Here is an 18825-nt window from a genome sequence, read left to right on the forward strand (position 1 = left end):
GGCCGCCCACCGCCCGGCCGCCCGCCCCCCGCCGCCCGCCGCGCGGCGCACGGCGGGTCCGACACCCGGTGTCCGGCAGCCCGGCGGCCCGGCAGCTCGGCGGGTCCGACCTCCGACGCTCGGTGGCCCGACTCCCGACGCCCGACCCCCGCCCCCCGGCTCCAGGTGGCCCCACCCGGGGTTCCGTTCCTGTCCACCTTCCAGGTGAATCCGCCCATCCGGAGCGCCGTCGATGCCGAATGAGGAGCATGACCCTCTCCGACCCATCCCGCGAGGCGACCCGCACGGACCGGCTCCTGGCCGCCGTCGGCGGTCTGCTCGCCGGATACGTCTCGCTGGCCGTCGCCGACCTCGCCGCCTTCTGGGTGCGGCCCGAGGCCGGCCCCGTGCCCGCCGTCGGCGGAGCCGTCGTCGACCGGACACCGGCCGCTGTCAAGGAGTGGGCGATCCGCACGTTCGGCGAGAGCGACAAGGCCGTCCTCCAGCTCGGCATCCTGGTCCTCCTCGGACTGCTCGCCGTCGGCATCGGACTGCTCGCCCTGCGACACCGCCTGCTCGGCTCGGCGGCGGTCGGTGCCTTCGGCCTCCTCGGGGCCCTGGCCGCCGTCACCCGCCCCGACTCGGACTCCGCCCTCGACGCCGTGCCCTCGCTGGTGGGTGCCGTCGTGGGCGCGGTCCTGCTCTACGGGCTGATCGGCCTCCTCTTCGCCCGGAGGTCCCGGGCCGGTTCGGGGGGCGCACGCGCCGACCGCCGCAACTTCCTGGTCGTGGCCGCGTCCGCCGGCCTGGCCGCGACCGGCGCGGCCGCCGTCGCCAGGGCGGTCGGCAGCCCCGTCGAGGAGAACGCCGTCGCCTCCCGGGCGGCCCTGCGGCTGCCCCGGCCCGCGTCCCCCGCACCGGCCGTACCCGCGGGAGCCCAGCTCCGTGTCCCCGGCATCGGCCCCTTCGTCACCCCCAACCGCGACTTCTACCGGGTCGACACGGCGCTGGTCGTGCCCCGGGTCGACGCCGGCCGCTGGCGGCTGCGCCTGCACGGCAGCGGGGTGCGCGAGGAGCTCACCCTCACCCTGCGGGACCTCATGGCCCGGCGGACCGTGGAGCGGGACATCACGCTCGCCTGCGTCTCGAACGAGGTCGGCGGCCCGTACGTCGGCAACGCCCGCTGGCTCGGCGTATCCCTCGCCGACCTCCTCCGCGAGGCCGGAGTACGCCCGCCCTCCGAGGGCGGCCCCGCCGATCAGCTGGTCGCCCGGTCCGTGGACGGCATGACCATCGGCACCCCCGTCGAACAGGTCATGGACGGCCGTGACGCCCTCCTCGCCTTCGGCATGAACGGCGAACCCCTGCCCTTCGCCCACGGTTTCCCGGTCCGCATGGTCGTCCCCGGCCTGTACGGGTACGTGTCCGCCTGCAAGTGGATCACCTCGATCGAGCTCACCACCTTCGCCGCCTACGACGCCTACTGGGTCCCGCGCGGCTGGGCCGCCCAGGCGCCCGTGAAGACCCAGTCCCGCATCGACACCCCCCGTTCCTTCGCCCGCCCGTCCGCCGGCACCGTGATGATCGCCGGGGTCGCCTGGGCCCAGCACCGGGGGATCCGACGGGTCGAGGTACGCGTCGACGACGGTCCCTGGCAGCGGGCCGAGCTCGGCGCCGAGGACAGCAGCGACACCTGGAGGCAGTGGCTGTACCCGTGGCCGGCGACCCCCGGCCGGCACACCCTCACGGTCCGCGCCACCGACGGCACCGGCGCCACCCAGCCGGAGGAGCGCACCGGCACCATGCCGGACGGGGCGCAGGGATGGCACTCGGTCGTCGTGACGGTCGAAGGGGAGTAGGGGAGTGGTCGTGACGAGCGAGGGGGTGGCCGCATGGCCGTGACCGGCGAAGGAGGGGCGCCGAGCGGCCCTGACCTGCGAAGGAGGGAGCCATGTGACCGTGGTGTTCGAACAGGGGCTAGCCGTGGCGTCGTCCGTGCGGCATCGTGACCGTCGGAAAGGCATCGCCGGATCGGTCCGGGCTCGTAACGAACCGGTGCCGCCCGCCCGTTCACCGCTCTCATGAGGGAGACTGCTCCCGTGCGTGGACATCTGCCGGACGAGAACCCCGGTTTCGTGGGGCGCCGCACGGAACTGAAGCGCGTTTCCGCCGCGTTGGCGGAGCACCGCCTCGTCACCGTGACCGGCGTCGGGGGAGTCGGGAAGACCCGGCTCGCACTGCGTGCCGCGCACCGCGCCGCCGGTCTGTACCCCGACGGAGCCTGGTGGACCGACCTCGGCCAGCTCGACGGCGAGCGGCTCCTCGTCGCGCTCGTCGCCGACTCCGTCGACCTCGCCGACCACACCCCCGGCATGGCGGCCACCGGGCTCTGCCGCCGGCTCGCCGACGACCGGCTGCTGCTCGTCCTCGACTCCTGCGAGCACCTCGCCGAACCCTGTGCCCGGCTCGTCGCCGAACTCCTCGCCGCCGCCCCCGGGCTCACCGTCCTCGCCACCAGCCGCAGCCCCCTCGGTGTCGAGGGGGAGCGGGTCGTCGCCCTCGACCCGCTGCCGCCGGCCGGCCGGGACGCCCTGGAGCTGCTCCGCAGGGCCGCCGGGGAACGGTTCCCCGCCGCCGGGCCCGCCGGGGAGATCTGCGTCCGTCTCGAAGGCATCCCGCTCGCCCTGGAACTGGCCGCCGCACAGATCCGCCTCCAGGGCGCCGAAGCCGTCCGGGACCAGCTCGGCACCCGGTTCGACGCCCCGCCCTCCGCCCGTTTCGAGCTGCTCGCCCACACCGAGCGGGTGTGGCCGAGCCGCCACCAGACCCTGCGCGCCGCCATCGGCTGGAGCCACGAGCTGAGCGCCCCGCTCGAACGCCTCCTCTGGGCCCGGCTCTCCGTCTTCCGTGGCCCCTTCGACCTGGCGTCGGCGACCGCCGTCTGCATCGGCGGACCGCTGAACCGGGCCACGCTGCCCGACGCCCTCGACGGGCTCGTCCGCGCCTCCGTGGTCCGCCCGCCGGACGCGGTCGGCCGGCTCCGGATGCTCGACACGATCCGCGCGTACGGAGCGACCTGGCTGGACCGCACCGGCGAGACCGGCACCGTCGCCGACCGGCACGCCGCCCACTTCCGGGGCCTGGCGCGGCGGGCGGAGACCGAGTGGCACGGTGCCCGGCAGCTGCGCTGGTACCGGACCGTCGACGCCCACCACACCGACCTGCGCACCGCCCTCGACCGGCTGCTGCGGACCGACCCCGACGGCGCCCTCGACCTCATCGGCTCCGTCGCCTTCGCCTGGTCCTGCCGGGGCCGGCTCCGCGAGGCCCGCGACGGCCTCGAACAGGCCCTGCTGCTCAGCGGCGCCCGCGGTCGCACCCGCGCCCGTGCCCTGTGGGCGCTCGGCGTCACCCTCGTCCTCCAGGGCGAGTTCGGTCCCGCCCAGGAGGTCAGCGAGCGCTGCGCCCGGGAGGCCCGGTACACGGAGTACAACGAGCGCGCGGCCGACACCGATCACGCGCCGGGCCCGGACGGCACCGAGTACGGCGAGGACCGGCATCCGGCCGACGGCCCGGGACATCCCGGCGACCGGGACCGCCCCGGGGACCTGACCCTCGACGCCGCGGCCCTCGCCGGGCTCCTCGCCCTCACCACCGGCCGGCCGATGGCCGCGTACGTCGTGGTGGGACATGTCCTCGACGCCGCCCGCGGCGGCCCCGCCGACTCCGCCGCCCGACTCCGCTGCCACCTCGTGAGGGTCTTCGCCCTCACCGGCCTCGGCCGGCTCGCCGAGGCCCGGGACCGGGCGCTCACCCTGCGCGCCCTCTGCGAGGAGCTCGACGAACACTGGACCCGCACCGCCCTGGAGTACCAGCTCGCCCTGACCGGCCTCCTGGAGGGCGATCCGTCGGCCGCCGCCGGTCACGCCCGGGCCATGCTCGAAGGCACCCGCGGACTCGGCGCGAGCCTCGGCGTCGCCCTCGGGCTCGACGTCCTCGCCACCGCCCTCGCGGCGGCCGGTGACGGCGAGCGCGCGGCCGACGTCTCCGGCACCGGGGAGGCGTACTGGCGCTCCACCGGACAGCCCCGGCGCGGACTGCCGGGCCTGCGGGCCCTGCACGAGAAGTACACGGACACCGTCCGCGCGAGCATCGGCGAGCCCGCCTACGAGGAGATCTTCGTCCGCGCCCTGACCGGGCTTCCCCAGGACGGCCTGGACCGGGCGCTGCGGGGCCCCCGGCAGTCCTGAGCGCCCCTCCCGCGCCGACGTGCCCCGTCCCCGGGGGCGGCGCACCATGAGGGAATGGACGGATCCCTGGGCGGGCTGGGCGACATCAGCGCACCGGGACGCGTGGCCGGCCCCGACGAGGGCATCACGACGCAGGAGCTGGCCCTCGCCGCCCGCAACCACGGACTTCCCCTGGAGGCGCTGCGGTACGACGTCACCCCGCCCGGACTCCACTACGTCCTCGTGCACTACGACATCCCCGCGACGGACGCGGACGGCTGGCGGCTCACCGTCGGCGGCCGGGTGCTCAGGGCCTTCGCCCTCGACCTGGAGGCGCTGCGCGCGCTGCCCGCCGTCACCCGCCGGGTGACCCTGGAGTGCGCGGGGAACGGCCGGGCCCGGCTGAATCCCCGCCCGGTGAGCCAGCCCTGGCTGGTCGAGGCCGTCGGCACCGCCGACTGGACGGGTGTCCCCCTCTCGCTGCTGCTCGCGGAGGCGGGGATCGCGGAGGACGCCGTCGAGGCGGTGTTCACGGGCGCCGACCACGGTGTGGAGCGGGGCGTCGAGCAGGACTACCGGCGCAGCCTCCCCCTCTCGACGGCGGCCGACCCGGCCCGGGACGTCCTCGTCGCGTACGGGATGAACGGGGCGCCCCTGCCCCCGCAGCACGGCAGCCCGCTCCGGCTCGTCGTCCCCGGTTGGTACGGCATGGCGCACGTGAAGTGGCTCCACGACATCACCCTCACCGCCACCCCGTACACCGGCTTCCAGCAGAGCGTGGCCTACCGCGTACGGCAGTCGGCCGAGGACCCGGGGGAGCCGGTCACCCTCATCGCGCCCCGTGCCCTGATGGTGCCGCCGGGATTCCCCGACTTCCTGTCCCGCACCCGCGTCGTCCGCCCCGGTCCGGTGCCGCTCTCCGGCCGCGCCTGGTCGGGCCACGGGCCGGTCACCCGCGTCGAGGTCAGCGAGGACGGCGGGGCGGCCTGGACCGGGGCCGAACTCGTCCCGGACCCCGGTCACCCCTGGGCCTGGACCGCCTGGCACACCACCTGGACGGCGACCCCGGGGCTGCGCCATCTGACGGTGCGGGCCACCGACGCGGAGGGCAACGTCCAGCCCCTGGCCGAAGCCTGGAACCGGGGCGGCTTCGCGAACAACCTCGTCCAGCGGGTCGAGGTCCTCTGCACCCCCGACGCGACCGCTGCGCGTGGGGCGGCGTAGTCGACACCCCCCCGCGGGCCCGACGGCGGGGCCGCTGGGGTCGCCGCACCGCCGAGCGGCAGGTCAGGAGGTACGGGGCAGGGCGACGCGCGCCGGTCCGGGTGCGTAGAGTCGACTGCCGTAGCCCCTGACCTGACGAGGAGACCCCCGTGACCGACCCGGCGTCCACCGCCCTCCAGCAGCAGATCGCCCGGGACCTCCAGGTGGCCGAGACCTTCGACCCGCGGGCCGAGATCGAGCGCCGCGTGGCCTTCCTCACCGAGCGGCTCACCTCCACCGGTCTGCGCTCCCTCGTCCTCGGCATCAGCGGCGGCGTCGACTCCACCACCGCCGGACGGCTCTGCCAGCTCGCCGTGGAGCGCGCCCGCGCCGCCGGTCACGACGCCACCTTCTACGCGATGCGCCTGCCGTACGGTGTCCAGGCCGACGAGAAGGACGCGCAGACGGCCCTCGCCTTCATCCGCGCCGACTCCGTCCTCACCGTGGACGTCAAGGCCGCGAGCGACGCGGCCCTGGCCGCCGCCCTCGCCGGTGGCACGGCCTTCCGCGACGCCCACCACCAGGACTTCGTGCAGGGCAACATCAAGGCCCGGCAGCGGATGGTCGCCCAGTACGCGGTCGCCGGAGCCCACGACGGGCTCGTCGTCGGCACCGACCACGCCGCCGAGGCCGTCTCCGGCTTCTTCACCAAGTTCGGCGACGGAGCCGCCGACGTCGTGCCGCTCACCGGCCTCACCAAGCGGCGCGTCCGCGCGGTCGCCGCCGAGCTCGGCGCCCCGGCCGAGCTGGTGTGGAAGACCCCGACGGCCGACCTGGAGACCCTGGACCCGGGCAAGCCCGACGAGGACGCCCTCGGCGTCACGTACGACGACATCGACGACTTCCTGGAGGGGAAGCCCGTCGACGAGGCCGCTTTCGCCTCGATCGTGCGCCGGTACGAGCTCACCGAGCACAAGCGTCAGCTGCCGATCGCGCCCTGAGCGACGCCGCACCGCCCGCCGCACCCGCCCACCCGCACCCGCCCGCCGGCCCGGCCGGAGCGGCGGGCGGCGGACAGTCGGCGGATCCTGGAAGGGGTGCCCAGGACGGGCCCCCGGATAGGAGCACGTCATGTTCGGCGAAACCTCGGCATTCAGCGGCTTCTCGGTCGACGACCTCGACGCCGCCCGGCGCTTCTACGGGGAGACCCTCGGCCTGAAGGTGGACGAGGAGGGTCAGGACGACATGCGGATGCTCTTCCTCACCCTGGCGGGCGGGACGAGGGTCTTCGTCTATCCCAAGGACGACCACGCCCCCGCCACCTTCACGATCCTCAATTTCGCGGTCGACGACATCGACCGCGCCGTGGACGAGCTGACGGGGCGCGGAGTGACCCTGGAGCGGTACGAGGGCTTCGAGGCCGACGACAAGGGAATCGTGCGGGTCGAGGGCGGACCGGCCATCGCCTGGTTCACGGACCCGGCGGGCAACGTCCTGTCGGTGCTTCAGGAGCCTTGAGCCACCACGATCCCGGCCCGCTCGCTCCCGCCGGGGCGCCCACCGCCCCTGTACGGTCCGGCTGACCGGCCTCCCGTTCCCGTACGGGGCCTCCCGTTCCCGTACGGTCCGGCCCGCCGCCCCCGCACGCCGTGCGCCCCGAACGGACCGGCCCACGTGCGCGGCAGCGCCCTACCGCCTCGAATGGGAGGGTGATCGCGCCGCCCGACGACTGCCTCGCCCGCAACGAGTGGATCTGCGGCGCCTATCTCTCCACCCGGAGCGAGATCCTCACCGACGCCGTCGTCCAGCACCTCCAGCTGACCTTCGTCTCCGTCGCCCTCGGCCTGGTGCTCGCGCTGCCCCTCGCGGTGCTCGCCCGCCGCAGGCGCTGGGCGGCGGGGCCGGTCCTGGGGGTCACCACGCTGCTGTACACGATCCCGTCCCTCGCGATGTTCTCGCTGCTCCTGCCGGTGTACGGGCTCTCCGCCGCCCTGGTTGTGGCCGGCCTCGTCCTGTACTCGCTGACCCTCCTCGTCCGGAACATCCTCGCCGGGCTCCGTGCCGTCCCGGAGGAGACCCGGCAGGCGGCGCGCGGCCTCGGCTACGGTCCGCTCCGGCTCCTCCTCGCGGTCGAGCTGCCCCTCGCCCTGCCCGCCGCCATGGCCGGGCTGCGGATCGCCACGGTCTCCGCGGTCTCCCTCGTCACGATCGGCGCGATCGTCGGCCACGGCGGTCTGGGGAACCTCATCTACTCCGGGATGAACACGTACTTCAAGGCGCAGGTCCTCACCGCCTCCGTGCTGTGCGTCCTGATCGCCGCCGCCGCCGACCTGCTCCTGCTCGGCGCCCAGCACCTGCTCACCCCCTGGACCCGGGGGCGGGCCGCGTGAACGTCCTCGCCGACGCCTGGTCCTGGCTCACCACCGCCGCACACTGGTCCGGCGAGGACGGTGTCTGGAACCGCCTCGGCGAGCACCTCTTCCTCACCGTCGTCTCCCTGGCCATCAGCTGTGCGATCGCCCTGCCGGTCGCCCTCGTCCTCGGGCACCTCGGCAAGGGCGGCGCGCTCGCCGTGAACCTCTCCAACGCCGGCCGGGCCGTCCCCACCTTCGCGGTGCTCGTGCTGCTCCTGCTCAGCCCGATCGGTTCGTACGGCGACTGGCCGACGATCGTCGCCCTGGTCCTGTTCGCCGTGCCGCCCCTGCTGACCAACGCGTACGTGGGGGTGCGGGGCGTCGACGCCGATGTCGTACGGGCCGCCCGCGGCATGGGTATGACGGGCCGGCAGACCCTCGCCCGGGTCGAACTGCCCCTCGCGATGCCACTGATCCTCACCGGTGTAAGGATCGCCGCGGTCCAGCTGGTCGCCACCGCGACCGTGGCCGCGCTCGCCGGCGGCGGCGGGCTCGGCCGGATCATCACCGCCGGGTTCAACCTCGCCTCCACCCCGCAGGTCGTCGCGGGGGCCTGTCTCGTCGCCGTGCTCGCGCTCCTCGTGGAGGGGGCCTTCGAGGGCGTCCAGCGCCTGGCGAACACCGGGGGGCGGGGGAGCGGCGCGTGAGGAGACCGCCCCGCGGGTCCTGCCGCGCCGCCGCCCTCGTTCTCGTCCTCGTGGGCTGCGGCGTTCTCGGCGGCTGTGCCACCGGCCCGTCCCTGGAGGCCCAGGGGGCGGTCACCGCTCCGCCGGGCGACAGCCGTCATCTGACCGTCGGATCGGCCGGGTTCACCGAGAGCGACCTGCTCGCCCAGATGTACGCCCTGCTGCTCGAAGAGGCCGGTTACGGGACGAGGATCCTCTCCGTCACCAACCGCGAGCTCTACGAACCCGCCCTGGAGCGGGGCCAGATCGATGTCGTGGCCGAGTACGCGGCGACCTTCGCCGACTGGCTGAACGCCAAGGCCAACGGGCCCGACGCACCCACCGTCGGCTCGCCCGACCTCGCCGAGACCATGACGGCGCTCCGGGCGCTCGCGGCCCCGCGCGGGCTCGTCGTCCTCGACCCGGGCCGCGCCGTCGACCAGAACGCCTTCGCCGTGACCACCGTCTTCGCCGCCGAGCACCGGCTGAAGACCCTCAGCGACCTCGGTGCCAGCGGCCTGCCCGTCAGGCTCGCGGCGGGTGACGAGTGCGTCCGGCGGCCGTACTGCGCCCCCGGTCTGCGGGAGGTCTACGGCATCGACGTGACGGCCGTCGACCCCAAGGGCGTCGGTACCACCCCGGCCAAGCAGGCCGTACAGAGCGGGCAGGACCAGCTGGTGCTCACCACGACCACCGACGCCACGCTCGACGAGTTCGGGCTGGTCCTGCTCGCCGACGACAAACACCTGCAGAACGCCGATCACATCGTCCCCGTCGTCAACCGGGCCAGGTCCGGGAGCGCGGGTGTCACCCGGGCCCTCTCCCGCCTCAACACGGTCCTGACCACGGCCGATCTGGCCCGACTCAACGAGCAGGTGGACAGTTGGCGGCGCCTTCCCGAGGACGTGGCGCGGAACTATCTCGTCGCCAAGGGGCTCATTCCGCGCTGAGGACATGACGGCCGCCGGCACGGCCGTCATCGGGGCCGGACTGTCAGCCCGCTGAACAGCGTCTCTTGTCCTGACCCTTGCGAGGGAGTTCGCGGCCCTGCTATTCATCCGTTAGGAAAGTTTCCTTCCAGTCAGGACCTTCCCTCCGCACCAACCGCACTGTCCCCAGACCTCGTTCGTCGTTCCGTGGAGACCCCCATGACTTCGGCACGATCCGCACGATCCGCAGGACCCGGCCTCCGACGCCTCGGTGTCGCGGGAACCGCCCTCGGCGCCCTGCTCCTCGGCCTCGCCACCACGACCCCCACCGCGAGCGCCGCACCCGTCACCCACGAGGCCGAGACGGCCACCGTCTCCCAGGGTCTCGTCGAGTCCAACCACACCGGATTCACCGGCAACGGATTCGTCAACTACGACAACACCACCGGAAGTTACGTCCAGTGGAACGTCAACGCCGCCCAGGCCGGCCCCGCCACCCTCACCCTGCGCTACGCCAACGGCACCACCACCGACCGCCCCATGGACATCGCCGTCAACGGCGCCGTCGCCGCCTCCGGAAAGGCCTTCGCCGGCACCGGAGCCTGGACGAACTGGGCCACCACCACCGTCACCACCACCCTCAAGGCCGGCGCCAACACCGTCCGCGCCACCGCCACCACCGCCAACGGCGGCCCCAACGTCGACCACCTCACCGTCGACAACGCCACCACGCCGCCCACCACCGGCAGCACCCCCGCCGCGATCAACGGGCAGCTCAAGGTCTGCGGCACCAAGCTCTGCAACCAGTACAACAAGCCGATCCAGCTGCGCGGCATGTCCAGCCACGGCACCCAGTGGTACAGCCAGTGTCTGACCGGCGGCTCGCTCGACGCCCTCGCCAAGGACTGGAAGGCCGACGTCCTGCGCGTCTCCACCTACGTCCAGGAGGAGGGCTACGAGACCGACCCGCGCAAGTACACCGACCTCGCCCACTCCCTCATCGAGCAGGCCACCGCGCGCGGCATGTACGTGATCGTCGACTGGCACATGCTCGACCCGGGCGACCCGCACTACAACCTCGCCCGCGCCAAGACCTTCTTCACCGAGATCGCCCAGCGCCACGGCGCCAAGACCAACCTGCTGTACGAGATCGCCAACGAGCCGAACGGCGTCGCCTGGTCCCGTATCAAGAGCTACGCCGAACAGCTCATCCCGGTCGTCCGCGCCAAGGACGCCGAGACCCCGATCCTCGTCGGCACCCGGGCGTGGTCCTCCCTCGGCGTCTCCGACGGCGCGAACGAGTCCGAGGTCGTGTCCAGCCCGGTGAACGCCACCAACATCATGTACACCTTCCACTTCTACGCGTACTCCCACCGGGACGAGTACCTGAACACCCTGTCCCGCGCCGCCGACAAGCTCCCCGTCTTCGTCACCGAGTTCGGCACCCAGAACTACGCCGGTGAGGGCGACAACGACTTCGCGATGTCGCAGCGCTTCCTCGACCTCATGGCCGCGAAGAAGATCAGCTGGGTCAACTGGAACTTCTCGGACGACGAGCGCAGCGGCGCCGTCTTCAAGACCGGCACGTGCAACGCCGGCGGAACCTGGACCGGCACGAGCTCCCTGAAGCCGGCCGGTGTCTGGATCCGGGACCGCATCCGGACCGCGGACGACTTCCCGACCTCCTGACGACCCTGCCCCCGGTACGCCCCCGCCGTGTGATCCACTGTCCTCGCGGGGGCGTACCGAACAGGAGCAGGAACAGCGTGACCACCTACCGGCACCCCGGACTCGTCCTCACCGACCACCGCTTCCCCGTCCCCCTCGACCACTCCCGCCCCGACGGCGAGCGGATCGAGGTCTTCGGCCGTGAGGTCGTCGCGAGCGGCAACGCCGGAGCCGACCGGGAGCGGCTCCCCTGGCTGGTCTACCTGGAGGGCGGCCCGGGCTTCGGTGCCCGCCGCTTCATCGGCCCGCAGGCCTGGCTGGGCCGGGCCGTCAAGGAGTTCCGCGTCCTTCTCCTGGACCAGCGGGGCACCGGCCGTTCCACCCCCGCCAACCGCCAGACCCTGCCGCTCCGCGGCACCCCGGCCGAGCAGGCCGACTACCTCGCCCACTTCCGCGCCGACTCCATCGTCAAGGACTGCGAGACGATCCGCCGCCGGCTCACCGGCGGCGCCCCCTGGACCGTCCTCGGCCAGAGCTTCGGCGGCTTCTGCGCCACCCACTACCTCTCGACCGCGCCCCAGGGCCTGGAGCGCGTCCTGATCACCGGCGGACTGCCCTCGCTGGACGCCACCGCCGACGAGGTCTACCGGGCCGCGTACCCCCGGATCCGGCGCAAGAACGAGGCCCACTTCGCCCGCTACCCGCAGGACGCCGAACGGGCCCGCGCCGTCGTCGCCCACCTCGTCGACCGCGAGACCACCCTCCCCGGCGGCGGCCGGCTCACCCCCGAGGCCTTCCAGTCCCTCGGCATCCTCCTCGGCTCCGGCGACGGCACCCACCAGCTCCATCTGCTCCTGGAGGGCGCCTTCGTCCCCACCCGGGCGGACCCGCGCTCTCCGACGCCTTCCTGGAGCAGGTCCAGGCCCACCTGTCGTACGCCGGACACCCGCTGTACGCCGTGCTCCACGAGGCCATCTACGCCCAGGGCCGGGGCCCCACCGACTGGGCCGCCGAGCGGGTCCGCGCCGAGTACCCCGAGTTCGACGCCCGCACCGCGCTCGCCGAGGGCCGGCCCCTCCTCCTCACCGGGGAGACCGTCCACCCCTGGCACTTCACCACCGACCCCGCCCTGCGCCCGCTCCGCGAGACCGCGGAACTCCTGGCGGCCCGCACCGACTGGACCCCGCTCTACGACCCCGAGCGGCTCGCCGCCAACACGGTCCCGGTCGCCGCCGCCGTCTACCACGACGACATGTACGTGGACACCGCCCATTCCCTCGACACCGCCCGCACGATCCGCGGCCTGCGCACCTGGGTGACGGACGAGTTCGAGCACGACGGCGTACGGGCCGGGGGACCGCGGGTCCTCGACCGGCTGCTCGCACTCTCCCGGGACGAGATCTGATCATCACGGCATAGGATGCGGCGCGCCGTCGGACGAGCCGGCGCGCCGCATCGCACGAGGGGGTCCGGATGACGGGACGCGAGACACCGGCCTCCGGCCGGGAGCTGAAGTTCCGGGCCCTCATGGCCGAGCTGCGGCGCGGCATCCTCGACGGCACGTGGCCGCCCGGCAGCAAGCTCCCCACCGAACGCGCCCTCGCCACCGAGACGGGTCTCTCCGTGACGACCGTCCGCCGCGCCTACGAGGACCTCGTCGCCCTCGGGCTCGTCGAACGCCGGCAGGGCGCGGGCACGTTCGCCGCCCACCGGCCCGAACGCGGCGACACCGGCCGGCGGATCGTCGGCGTCCTCGTCCCCGACACCACGTTCTACTACCCGAGGGTCCTCCAGGGCATCGAGAAGGAACTCGCGGCGGCCGGGGCCCGCCTCGTCCTCGCCTGCTCCCACTACGACCCCGACGAGGAGGACGCCGCCGTCGAACGTCTCCTCTCCGCCGGGGTCCACGGCCTCCTCCTCGTCCCCAGCCTCCACACCGCCACCGACCCCGGCCGACGGGCCGAGGAGCTCCTCGCCCTGCCCGTCCCGGCCGTACTCGTCGAGCGACGCCTCGCCGCCCACGGCCCCGGCGACCCCACCGAGCACGTCTGCACCGACCACGAGGGCGGCGCCTACGACGCGGTCCGTCATCTGCGCGCCCTCGGCCACGAGCGGATCGGTCTCGTCGCGCGTACCGACGCACCCACCACCGCCCCCATCGAGTCGGGCTTCGCCCGCGCCCTCGACGACTTCGGACTGCCCGGGGACCCGCCGTACGAACGGGACGTGATGGCCCGCTGGGACCCGGACCGCGCCGACCGGGCGCTCGCCGCGCTGCGCGCCGCCGGTGTCACCGCCGCGCTCTGCTTCGGCGACCGGGAGGCCGCGCTGATCCTCGGGGCCGCGCGCCGTGCCGGGGTGGGCGTCCCGGACGACCTCGCCCTGATCAGCTACGACAACGAGTTCGCCGATGTCGCGGAGACCCCGCTGACCGCCGTGTCCCCGCCCAAGTACCAGCTCGGCCGGCTCGCCGCGCAGATCCTGCTCCGGCGCCTGGCCGAGGGCGAGGCCGCCCCGCTGCACCAGGTGCAGCTGCGGCCCCGGCTCGTCGTCCGCGCCTCCTGCGGCGGCGGACGGGGCCGCGCGGGCGGCGCCGGGGCAGGAGGCCATGACACGGGCGGCGCCCAAAAGTCCAAGGAGTGAGTTCCCATTGCTCATGGAGTGCTCTCGGCACCTGCCGGTAGAACTCGGTCCGGACCCCGCGCGGGGACCCCTGCGAGGAGAGGACCCGGACATGAGCACCCACGTCAGCGCGGAGATCGCCGGCCAGCCCGACTGCTGGCGACGGGCCGCCGAGATCGCCGACCGCGACGCCGGCCGGCTGCCCGCCCCCGGCGAGCGCGTGGCGGTGGTCGGCTGTGGCACCTCGTACTTCGTGGCACGTGCCTACGCCGCACTGCGCGAGTCCCTCGGCGGGGGCGAGACCGACGCCTTCCCCGCCTCCGACTCCACGCCGCTCGGCCGCGGGTACGACCGGATCGTGGCCCTCACCCGCTCCGGCACCACCACGGAGGTGGTGCAGCTGCTCGCCGCCGCGGCCGGGAGGATCCCGGCGCTCGTCCTCACCGGCGTGCCCGACAGCCCCGCCGGGCAGCTCGCCGACCGGGTCGTCGACCTCGGCTTCGCCGACGAACGCTCCGTCGTGCAGACCCGGTTCGCGACCACCGCCCTCCAACTCCTGCGCGCGGGACTGGGGGTGGACCTCGGTCCCGCGATCGCCGACGCCGAACTCGTCCTGTACGAGCGGCTGCCCGCCGCCTGGGAGCGGCGCGGCCAGTTCACCTTCCTGGGCACCGGCTGGACCGTCGGGCTCGCCGACGAGGCGGCCCTCAAGCTGCGCGAGGTGGCGCGCGCCTGGACGGAGTCGTACGCGGCGATGGAGTACCGCCACGGCCCGATCAGCATCAGCGACCGGTCCAGCCTGGTCTGGTGTCTCGGCCCCGCGCCCTCCGGCCTGAGGGACGAAGTGGAGTCCACGGGCGCGCTGTTCGCCGCCGACGCGATCGACCCGGTCGCCGCGCTCGTCCGCGCCCAGCGGCTCGCGGTCGCCCTCGCCGACCGGCGCGGACTCAACCCCGACCGGCCCCGGAACGTGTCCCGCTCGGTGATCCTCTCCGGAGGGTTCCGCCCGACCGCCTCGGAGGCGGCCCGTATCCTGCGATCATGAACGGAACCGATGTCACGGACCTCGCGGAGATGCCCGGTGACTGGCAGCGAGCCCTCGCCGTCGTCGCCCACCCCGACGACCTGGAGTACGGCTGCGCCGCGGCCGTCGCCGACTGGACGGACGCCGGGAAGGAGGTCGTCTACGTCCTCGCCACCCGCGGTGAGGCGGGCATCGACGGCCTCGCCCCGGACGTCTGCGGTCCGCTGCGCGAGCAGGAGCAGCGGGACAGCGCGGCCGTCGTCGGCGTGGACACGGTCGATTTCCTCGACCACCGCGACGGGGTGATCGAGTACGGGCTGGGGCTGCGGCGTGACATCGCGGCCGCGATCCGCCGGCACCGGCCGGAGCTCGTCATCACCCTCAACCACCGTGACACCTGGGGCGGGGGCCCCGGCGCCCCCTGGAACACCCCGGACCATCTCGCCGTCGGCCGGGCCACGCTCGACGCCGCGGCCGACGCCGGAAACCGCTGGATCTTCACCGAGCTCGCCGACGAGGGGCTGGAGCCCTGGGACGGGGTGCGCTGGGTGGCGGTCGCGGCCTCCAGCACCCCGACCCACGCGGTCGACGCCGCCCCGGGCCTGGAGCGGGCGATCCGCTCGCTCCTCTGTCACCGTGCCTACATCGAGGCCCTGACGGACGAGGATCCGGAGCAGTACGTCCGCTCCTTCCTCACGGCGGCGACCGGCCGCTCCGCCGAGCGCTTCGGCGACCGTCCGGCGGTGACCTTCGAACTCTTCGCTCGCTGACGGATCCGGGGCCGGTCCTGGGGCCGGCCCCGGTGGCGGCCCCGCCGGCGGACCGGAGCCGGTGACGGACCCGCGCACGGACCCGTGGCCTGCTCCGGGGCGTACTCCCCGGAGCAGGGGCCCGGTCGTCAGGGGCGGCGGGTCAGCACCCGCGTGATGCCGCCGTCCTCCTCGGTGATGTCCCGCACGTGCTCGAAGCCGATCCTGCCCAGCAGGACCAGCGACGCGGTGTTCTCCTCGGCCACGGTGGCGTGGACCTCGGGCAGTCCGAGCGTGTCGAAGCCGTAGGCCACGAGGGTCTCGGCCACCTCGGTCCCCAGACCGGCGCCCCAGGCCGCCGGGGCGAGCGCGTAGACGATCTCGTGGCCCCCGACCTGCTCGGTCGGCTTGATCTCGGCGTGCCCGACCAGCAGGCCGTCCCGGCGAACCGCCCAGACGGGGAACAGGCCCCGGGCGTAGACCTTGGTGAAGATCCGGCCGAACAGGGCCCGGTCGTCCTCCTCGGGAACCGGGCCGTCGCCCATCCACCGCGACACCCGGGGATCCTGGAAGAGCGCCGTGAAGGCCTCCTCGTCCTCGGGGACGTAGGGCTCGAGCAGGAGCCGTTCGGTGCGCAGCACGGGGATCATGAGCGGGGACGCTACCCATCGGCCACGGCCCCGGCAAACCACTTTCGCCGACGTGAAAACGGGGGGCGAGGGGGCGATCCGCGCACGGGGGCGGGTGGTCGGGCGGTGTGCGAGCGGGTGTTCAGCCCATCGGTGCCGGCTTCAGTACGGCGAAGGTCGCGCCGAAGGGGTCGGCCAGCCACGCGATGCGGCCGACGTCCGGGACGTCCGCCGCGGGCATCAGGACCGAGCCACCGTTGCCCTGGGTCGAGACGGCGATCGCGTCCGCGTCCTCGACCGCGAAGTAGGGGATCCAGCGGGCCGTCCCGCTCATGTCCTGGAGTTCGGCGGCGCCGCCGAAGGAGGCGTCCTCCTGGTCCCCCTCCGCGGTGGAGATCACCCGGTACATCATGCCGGGCGCCTCCATCTCCGCCCATCGCCAGTCGAACAGGGCCCGGTAGAAGGGGAGTACGGCCTCCGGGTCGGTGACATGGAGCTCCGCCCAGACGAGGGTGTTCGCCGACGAGGTGCGCTCCAGGCCCTTGTTGGTGCCGGGCTGCCAGACGGCGAACTCGGCGTTTCCCGGGTCGGTGAGGGCGGCCATGCGGCCCGCGTCCATGACGTCGAGGGCCGCGACGCGCACGGTTCCGCCCGCCGCCTCGGCGGCCTTCTGTGTCGCTTCCGCGTCCGGGGTCTGGAAGTACACGGTCCAGGCGCTGTGCGCGCCCTCCTCGGTGAGGGGCCCGAGCGCGGCGACCGTGAGGCCGTCCTGCTGGAAGAAGCCGTAGCCGCCGGTCTCCGGTCCCGCCGAGCGCCACTCCCAGCCGAGGACGGCGCCGTAGAACGCGGCCGCCGCCTCGGTGTCCGGGCTGCCGAGGTCGATCCAGCAGGGTGAGCCCTTGGTGTACTGCGTACCGAGCATGGGAGGTGTCCCGTCCTCTCGTCGTCGTATGCCGTTTCCGGCCACCATGACCGATCCTCACCCCTCGGTTCGCGCGGCGCAGCCCCGGCCGCCGCGGTTCATCCGACCGGCCGACCGGCCGCCTTCTCCTCGAGGGCGGCGAACAGCAGCTCGTTGTTGAGGGCGGCGCCGGCCCGGTACCCCCGGCTCACCGCGTTGACCACCTGCTCCTGCGGACCCGTCACGTTCCCGGCCGCCCACACGCCGGGCACGGTGGTCCGTCCCGTCTCGTCCACGACCACGAACTCGCCGAACGGGGTCGCGCGCAGTTCCGCGCCGAGCTGCCGCAGCACCCCGTCCCGGGGCGCGAGACGGGCGGCCGCGGCGAAGAGCACCGAGCGGGGCACGGTCCGCCCGTCGGCGAGCCGCACACCGGTCAGCCGGTCGTCCTCCACCGCCAGCCCCGTCACCTCGCCCCGCTCGACGCGGACGCCCGCCGCGTCGAGGAGGGCCGCGTCGTGCTCCGACAGCTCGCCGGCGGTGTGCAGGAAGAGGGTCACGTCCTTCGACCAGTGCGCGACCATCAGCGCCTGGTGCGCGGGCATCGCCGGGTGGGCGACGACCCCGAAGGCCTGGTCGCGGACCTCCCAGCCGTGGCAGTACGGGCAGTGCAGCACGTCCCGCCCCCACCGCTCGGCGAGCCCGTCGATCGAGGGGAGCTCGTCGACGAGCCCGGTGGTGACGACGAGCCGACGCGCTCCGACGGTGTCCCCGTCCGCGAGGGTGAGGGTGAAGCCGCCCCGTCCGTCCGGCGCCGCGCCCGTCACCTCGCCGGCCCGCAGCTCGACGCCGTACCCGGCGATCTCGGCCCGTCCGGCGGCCAGGAAGTCCGCCGGGCTCATGCCGTCCCGGGACAGGACGCCCTGCATGTGGGCGGCGGGGGCGTTGCGCGGCTCGCCCGCGTCGACGACCAGGGTCCGGCGCAGTGAGCGGCCCAGGATCAGGGCGGCGCTGAGCCCGGCGGCACCCCCGCCGACCACCACTGCCTCGTAGGTGTTGTCCGGTGTGTTGCGCAGCTGTGCGTTCATGGGGCGAGCGTGCCTCCGGCCCGTTGGGAACGGCAAGCTGTCTTGCCGTTTCTGCAACACTGGACAGATGACCGAAGACGACCGCACCGACGCCGTACTGAACGAGGTGGGCCCCCGGCTCCGCCGGATCCGTCGCGACCGGGGGGCGACCCTGGCCGAGCTCTCCACCGCCACCGGCATATCCGTGAGCACCCTCTCCCGGCTGGAGTCGGGGCAGCGCAAGCCCAGCCTCGAACTGCTCCTGCCGCTCGCCCGCGCCCATCAGGTCCCCCTCGACGAGCTGGTCGGCGCCCCCGCGACGGGCGACCCCCGGGTCAGGGCGAAGCCGATCGTGCGTCACGGCCGCACGATGTTCCCGCTGACCCGGCAGCCCGGCGGCCTCCAGGCGTACAAGGTGATCCAGGAGAAGTCCCAGGGGGAGGAGCCGGATCCGCGCGTCCACGAGGGGTACGAGTGGCTGTACGTACTCTCCGGGAGGCTCCGGCTGGTCCTCGGCGAGCACGATGTCGTCCTGGCCGCGGGCGAGGCGGCCGAGTTCGACACGCGCGTTCCGCACTGGTTCGGTTCGGCGGGCGACGGGCCGGTGGAGTTCCTGAGCCTCTTCGGCCCGCAGGGCGAGCGGATGCATGTACGGGCCCGGCCGAAGAAGTCGGGCTGACCGGTCGCGCCGGCCGAAGAGGTCCGACGGGCCGTGGCGCCGCCGGAGGGCCCCGGCCGTCCGGTCG

Annotated in this window: 16 protein-coding genes and 1 pseudogene; 14 read left to right on the top strand and 3 right to left on the bottom strand. The window is 74.1% G+C overall.

Annotated features, from left to right (window positions below):
- The first annotated feature begins 248 nt into the window (after positions 1-248).
- The 13 genes and pseudogenes from IE311_RS03040 (at position 249) to IE311_RS03100 (ending at position 15503) form a co-directional block, all read left to right on the top strand.
- Complete coding sequence (locus IE311_RS03040) at positions 249-1838, top strand: molybdopterin-dependent oxidoreductase (RefSeq protein WP_189829949.1); 1590 nt, start codon at positions 249-251, stop codon at positions 1836-1838.
- Between the two features lie 240 nt (positions 1839-2078).
- Positions 2079-4229 (top strand): ATP-binding protein, encoded by a 2151-nt coding sequence (locus IE311_RS03045; protein WP_229901683.1) that lies wholly within the window; start codon positions 2079-2081, stop codon positions 4227-4229.
- A gap of 54 nt (positions 4230-4283) precedes the next feature.
- Positions 4284-5432, top strand: a complete 1149-nt coding sequence (locus tag IE311_RS03050; protein ID WP_189829951.1) for a sulfite oxidase — start codon at positions 4284-4286, stop codon at positions 5430-5432.
- Positions 5433-5581: 149 nt separating this feature from the next.
- Complete coding sequence (nadE, locus tag IE311_RS03055; RefSeq protein ID WP_189829952.1) at positions 5582-6412, top strand: ammonia-dependent NAD(+) synthetase; 831 nt, start codon at positions 5582-5584, stop codon at positions 6410-6412.
- A 130-nt stretch (positions 6413-6542) separates the two neighbouring features.
- The gene (locus IE311_RS03060) at positions 6543-6929 is read left to right on the top strand and encodes a VOC family protein (RefSeq protein ID WP_189829953.1); all 387 of its coding nucleotides are present in this window, start codon (positions 6543-6545) and stop codon (positions 6927-6929) included.
- A 191-nt stretch (positions 6930-7120) separates the two neighbouring features.
- Positions 7121-7801 (top strand): ABC transporter permease, encoded by a 681-nt coding sequence (locus IE311_RS03065; RefSeq protein ID WP_189829954.1) that lies wholly within the window; start codon positions 7121-7123, stop codon positions 7799-7801.
- A complete protein-coding gene (locus IE311_RS03070; RefSeq protein WP_189829955.1) occupies positions 7798-8472 on the top strand; it encodes an ABC transporter permease in 675 nt (224 codons plus the stop codon). Before IE311_RS03065 ends, IE311_RS03070 begins: the two co-directional genes overlap by 4 nt.
- A gap of 50 nt (positions 8473-8522) precedes the next feature.
- The gene (locus tag IE311_RS03075; protein WP_189830311.1) at positions 8523-9440 is read left to right on the top strand and encodes an ABC transporter substrate-binding protein; all 918 of its coding nucleotides are present in this window, start codon (positions 8523-8525) and stop codon (positions 9438-9440) included.
- Between the two features lie 198 nt (positions 9441-9638).
- Positions 9639-11108 (top strand): cellulase family glycosylhydrolase, encoded by a 1470-nt coding sequence (locus tag IE311_RS03080; RefSeq protein WP_189829956.1) that lies wholly within the window; start codon positions 9639-9641, stop codon positions 11106-11108.
- Between the two features lie 77 nt (positions 11109-11185).
- A pseudogene (locus tag IE311_RS03085) lies at positions 11186-12492 on the top strand (alpha/beta fold hydrolase).
- 68 nt (positions 12493-12560) lie between these two features.
- Positions 12561-13730: a GntR family transcriptional regulator gene (locus IE311_RS03090; protein ID WP_189829957.1), complete on the top strand. Its 1170-nt coding sequence runs from the start codon at positions 12561-12563 to the stop codon at positions 13728-13730.
- Between the two features lie 91 nt (positions 13731-13821).
- Positions 13822-14754: an SIS domain-containing protein gene (locus tag IE311_RS03095; protein WP_189829958.1), complete on the top strand. Its 933-nt coding sequence runs from the start codon at positions 13822-13824 to the stop codon at positions 14752-14754.
- Positions 14751-15503, top strand: coding sequence for a PIG-L deacetylase family protein (locus IE311_RS03100; RefSeq protein ID WP_189829959.1), 753 nt, complete (start codon positions 14751-14753; stop codon positions 15501-15503). Before IE311_RS03095 ends, IE311_RS03100 begins: the two co-directional genes overlap by 4 nt.
- 128 nt (positions 15504-15631) lie before the next feature.
- On the opposite strand, the gene IE311_RS03105 is transcribed toward IE311_RS03100, so the two are convergent.
- From IE311_RS03105 to IE311_RS03115, 3 genes are all read right to left on the bottom strand, one after another.
- Positions 15632-16132: a GNAT family N-acetyltransferase gene (locus IE311_RS03105; RefSeq protein ID WP_189829960.1), complete on the bottom strand. Its 501-nt coding sequence runs from the start codon at positions 16130-16132 to the stop codon at positions 15632-15634.
- 121 nt (positions 16133-16253) lie between these two features.
- Positions 16254-17033: a VOC family protein gene (locus IE311_RS03110; RefSeq protein WP_189829961.1), complete on the bottom strand. Its 780-nt coding sequence runs from the start codon at positions 17031-17033 to the stop codon at positions 16254-16256.
- A 98-nt stretch (positions 17034-17131) separates the two neighbouring features.
- Entirely contained in the window at positions 17132-18100 is a 969-nt protein-coding gene (locus IE311_RS03115; RefSeq protein WP_189829962.1) for an NAD(P)/FAD-dependent oxidoreductase, read from the bottom strand.
- Between the two features lie 67 nt (positions 18101-18167).
- On the opposite strand from IE311_RS03115, the gene IE311_RS03120 reads away from it, so the two are divergent.
- Positions 18168-18758 (top strand): helix-turn-helix domain-containing protein, encoded by a 591-nt coding sequence (locus tag IE311_RS03120; protein WP_189829963.1) that lies wholly within the window; start codon positions 18168-18170, stop codon positions 18756-18758.
- Positions 18759-18825 lie beyond the last annotated feature (67 nt).

Origin of the sequence: Streptomyces zaomyceticus (assembly GCF_014656215.1) — a bacterium.
Taxonomy (GTDB): domain Bacteria; phylum Actinomycetota; class Actinomycetes; order Streptomycetales; family Streptomycetaceae; genus Streptomyces; species Streptomyces zaomyceticus.